This window comes from Halothiobacillus sp., from assembly GCF_028710545.1.
In the GTDB taxonomy this organism is placed as follows: Bacteria; Pseudomonadota; Gammaproteobacteria; order Halothiobacillales; family Halothiobacillaceae; genus Halothiobacillus.
The window spans coordinates 1-4455 of record NZ_JAQTTX010000094.1; the positions used below are offsets into that span (position 1 = coordinate 1).

Genomic DNA, 4455 nt, shown 5'->3' on the forward strand with positions numbered 1-4455 from the left:
TCACTTATAAAGCTTTGAGGTTGACCCTGTCATTACATTAATTTTGTCTTGACAGGTCACCTATGTTTTCTGGATCCCCAGACAACACAAGCACCCACACAAATCATCTTGATTCTTAAAGATTTTTTCTCTCAACCCTTCCGGTTAAGACCACTTGACTACTCGCCTTTCGCTTTCGTCTCGTTTGTTTCTCTCGTTTCGAGGAGGCGCGCATTATACTCAACGCTTTCACCCCGTCAACACTTATTTTTCTAAGTGCCCGGCCCTCTCAGACCGCCCCGCCACGCCGTCGCAGCAGGGAGGCGAACTATACAGGCCTGATATTTTCCGTCAAGCCCCCGATGTGACATTTGTCACATTTATTTTCGCCATGCGGCGCTTGCCCACCTGAATGATGTGCTCGCCCGCCTCCAGAACCGCCCCTTTGTCGTCGACAACTTCTCCACCCAGGCGCACTGCGCCCGCCTTCATGTGACGAAACGCCTCGGAGGTTGATGCCACCATGCCGATCTCTTTCAACGCTTGCGCCACGCCAAGGCCTGCGGGCAAGTCATGTTCGGGCAAATCGTCAGGGATTTCGGATTTTGCGAACCGGGCAATAAATCGTTCTCTCGCCTCGGCACCCGATCCTGCTCCATGGAATCGGTCGACGATCTCCATCGCCAACTCGAACTTGATATCCCGTGGATTGCGCCCGGTTTGCATTTCCTCGCGCAACTGCTTGATCTCAACCAAGGGACGGAATGAGAGCAGATCGAAGTAACGCCACATCAATTCATCGGAAATCTTCATCAGCTTACCGAACTGCTCATCGGGCGCCTCCTCGATTCCGATATAGTTGCCCAGCGATTTGGACATTTTCTGCACACCATCGAGCCCTTCGAGTAACGGCATGGTGATGACTGTCTGCTGCGGCTGGCCATATTGCTTCTGCAACTCGCGCCCCATCAGCAGGTTGAACTTCTGGTCGGTACCCCCTAGCTCGACATCCGCTTTTAGCGCCACCGAGTCGTATCCCTGCACTAAAGGATAGAGGAACTCATGGATGGCTATAGGCTGATGAGCGCCATAGCGCTTGGAAAAGTCATCCCGTTCCAACATGCGCGCCACCGTTTGACGACTCGCCAACTCAATCAGATCCGCCGCCGTCATCGCACCCATCCAGGTCGAATTGAACACGATTTCTGTTTTATCTGGGTCCAGAATCTTGAATATCTGGCGTTGATAGGTTTTCGCGTTTTCCTGCACCTGCGCCCGCGTCAACGTCGGGCGGGTCGCACTTTTACCCGTCGGGTCGCCGATCATCCCGGTGAAGTCGCCAATCAGAAACAGAATCTGATGCCCCATCTGCTGGAATTGGCGCAACTTGTTAATCAACACTGTGTGCCCGAGGTGCAAATCTGGGGCTGTCGGGTCAAAACCAGCCTTGATGCGGAGCACACGGCCGGACTTCAGTCGCTCGACCAAGTCCTGCTCCAACAAAATCTCTTCAGTGCCACGGCGTATCTCTTCCAACGCAGTCGTCAGTCGGTTGTCCACAATTCATCTCTCATTACATTGAAACCTTAAAGCAAGCCTTGTATGGTAACCGTTTACATCAAGAATATTGAATGGAATGCTGACCAATGGATACACGCACCCTGTTTGCATCTTCGCGGAAAAAGTCTCGCGTTGCCCCCTGGATTCGAGTCAGCGCCCTGATTTTGGGTGTCGGTTCGTTGGGCATTGTCATCGCCAAAATCTCGATCCCGACCGATCCCGCCCTGGATCAGAGCATTGATCTGAGCATCGCCGAGGCGATTGCGCCGACAGAGCCGGAACTCGACCTCGTACCACAATCGACTGACAACGCGCCTTCCACACAAACCCCAGCTTCCACTGCCTCGCTACTCAATGAAGATCCGCTATCCGACCCGGCACTCACACTGACCCAGCCTCAAACGCCGCCAGCGGAACCCACACAATCAGCACCGGTGGCCACCACCGTCCAGGTAAAATCCGGTGACAGTCTGTCGACGATCTTCTCTCGTTTGGGCCTGAACTATCAAACTGTTTTGGACGTCATCGCAGTTGGAGACCAGGCCGCGCCACTCAAGAATCTGCGCCCCGGCGACCAACTCGATGTTGAGATGGCACCGGACAATCAGCTGCTCGCCATCAACTATCAACTGGCACCTAACAAGACCCTGAGCATCCGCCGGGACACAAACGACCAGTTCACGGCAGACAAGATTGTCCTTCCAATGGAAACACGACTGGCCACCGCAGAAGGCGTTATTGACAGTTCCCTGTACCAATCCGCGATCGAATCGGGCTTATCGGCAAACATGGTCATGGATCTGGCTGACATTTTCGGCTGGAAGATCAACTTCCTGACAGACGTACAAAATGGCGACCACTTCCGGATCGTATATGAGGAGAAGTATGTCAACGGCAAGCGCGTTGACACCGGGGCGGTCGTCGCGGCGGAATTCGTCAACAATGGCAAAACCTATCAGGCCGTGCGCTATACCGCGCCAAATGGGAAAACCGGCTATTACGAACCCAACGGCGCCAGCTTGGCGCGTGGTTTTCTGCGTTACCCGGTCGCCTTTTCAAGAATCAGTTCGAAATTCAACATGCACCGGATGCACCCCATTTACCACAAGGTCAAGGCACATAAGGGTGTGGACTTTGCTGCCCCCACAGGCACACCTATTCAGGCGGCTGGCAGCGGAAAAATCGAGTTCATTGGCTGGCAGCACGGTTACGGCAAGGTCATCAAAATCAAACACGATGGCGGCTTTGAAACGGTTTACGGACACATGTCCCGTTTCAATAACCAGATAAAGCGCGGCAGCCGTGTCGACATGGGTGAGACGATCGGCTACGTCGGGATGACCGGAGATGCAACCGGCCCGCATCTGCATTATGAGTTTCATGTGAACGGCAAATACACCGACCCGCTGGTAGCCAAACTCCCGGAAGCCAACCCCATTCCCTCAAAATACCGCCAGGATTTCCTCGCCCAGACACAGTCCGCCTTGGATTTGATGGCCAAGGATGAGCGTCAGGCGGCACGAACCGCAGCGAATACCGTCACTGCCACGGCGGACTAGTTCCGATGTCACCCTTCTCTGACTTGGCCGCGCGCGCAGAAAAAGGGGTCTTCATTGGTGTGATGTCGGGTACCAGCATGGATGGTATCGACGCCTGTGCCGTGGACTTTTCCAGCCAACAGGCACGTGTCATCGCCCACCAAACACTTGATTTGGGCGGTTTGGCGAATGACATGCGCGCACTGGCGCTTGGTAAAACACCCGAACACATCGACGCCATCGACTTCCTCGGGCAATTGGACGCGCAGATGGCCGAACGCGTCGGCGAATGCGTTCTGGCTCTGCTATCTGAGCACCGCATCCAAGCCAGTGATATCGTTGCGATAGGCAGTCACGGGCAAACTGTCCGCCACCGGCCGGCATCGACACACTCTTTTACGCTGCAGATTGGCGACCCGAATGTAATTGCCGAGCGGACAGGCATTAATGTCATCGCGGACTTCCGGCGCCGGGATATGGCAGCAGGAGGTCAAGGCGCGCCGCTGGTTCCTCCGGCGCACCGGGCACTTTTTGGCGCAAAGGAAGGTCAAGACAGCGCACTCATCACGGTCAATCTGGGGGGCATTGGCAATATCGCCGTGATGACCCCGGATACGCCGTTATTCGGCTTCGATACCGGTCCGGCCAACACGCTGATGGACGCGTGGATCAAACTGCAACGCGGACTTGATTACGACGAAAACGGTCAGTGGGCAGCAAGTGGCAAGCCGAACGAAGACCTGCTGCAACATTTGCTAAAAGAACCGTTTTTTCGGCAGGCAACCCCCAAATCAACAGGTATCGAGTTGTTCAATCTTGACTGGCTTCGCTCGCGAGCTGGACATTGGCTGGATACACTGCCCGCCGAAGATGTTCAGGCCACACTGGCCGCATTGAGTGCGCAGACCATCGCCGAATCCCTGCGGCCTTGGCTCATGGCTTCTGGTGATCCCCTAGTCGTGTTGGCAGGGGGCGGCGCCAGAAACAGATTCCTCACCGGCCTGATTCAAGAGTCAGTACAAAACATCCGCGCTGGAACGCGCGTCGAAACCAGCGACCTCTTCGGCATTGATCCGCAATGCGTCGAGTGTGCCGCCTTCGCCTGGCTGGCACGGCAATTTTTATTGGGGGAAGCGGGGAACGCACCGTCGGTGACGGGCGCGGAAGGTTTGCGCATTCTGGGCGGATTTTTCCCCGCCTGAGACAAACCCGCCCTTGATTTATCGAGTGGACATGGGCTTGTAACTGCGTGGATCGTAGCCGGTATACACCTGCGTCGGCCTGAAAATCCGGTTATTGGCGATCTGCTCTTTCCAGTGCGCCAGCCAACCGGCAGTCCGGGAAATGGCGAAAATGGGCGTGAACTGATCACGCGGGA

Annotated in this window: 4 protein-coding genes; 2 read left to right on the plus strand and 2 right to left on the minus strand. The window is 55.4% G+C overall.

Annotation, left to right across the window (positions count from 1 at the left end):
• Positions 1-330 precede the first annotated feature (330 nt).
• Positions 331-1539 carry a tyrosine--tRNA ligase gene (gene tyrS, locus PHD44_RS12290; RefSeq protein WP_300192147.1) on the minus strand — a complete coding sequence of 403 codons (1209 nt, stop codon included), beginning with the start codon at positions 1537-1539 and terminating at the stop codon, positions 331-333.
• Between the two features lie 86 nt (positions 1540-1625).
• Here tyrS and PHD44_RS12295 point away from each other — a divergent pair, with 86 nt between their 5' ends.
• Entirely contained in the window at positions 1626-3098 is a 1473-nt protein-coding gene (locus tag PHD44_RS12295) for a peptidoglycan DD-metalloendopeptidase family protein (protein WP_300192149.1), read from the plus strand.
• 5 nt (positions 3099-3103) lie between these two features.
• On the plus strand, positions 3104-4279 hold the full coding sequence (locus PHD44_RS12300) for an anhydro-N-acetylmuramic acid kinase (RefSeq protein ID WP_300192151.1): 1176 nt from the start codon (positions 3104-3106) through the stop codon (positions 4277-4279).
• 18 nt (positions 4280-4297) lie between these two features.
• Here PHD44_RS12300 and PHD44_RS12305 read toward each other — a convergent pair.
• Positions 4298-4455 (minus strand): citrate/2-methylcitrate synthase (locus PHD44_RS12305; protein ID WP_300192153.1); only part of this gene is annotated, 158 nt, incomplete at its 5' end.

What these genes read in the sequence shown, in the direction of transcription:
- PHD44_RS12295 (WP_300192149.1), top strand. Translation starts at nt 1,626, where the DNA reads ATGGATACACGCACCCTGTTTGCATCTTCGCGGAAAAAGTCTCGCGTT.
- PHD44_RS12300 (WP_300192151.1), top strand. Translation starts at nt 3,104, where the DNA reads ATGTCACCCTTCTCTGACTTGGCCGCGCGCGCAGAAAAAGGGGTCTTC.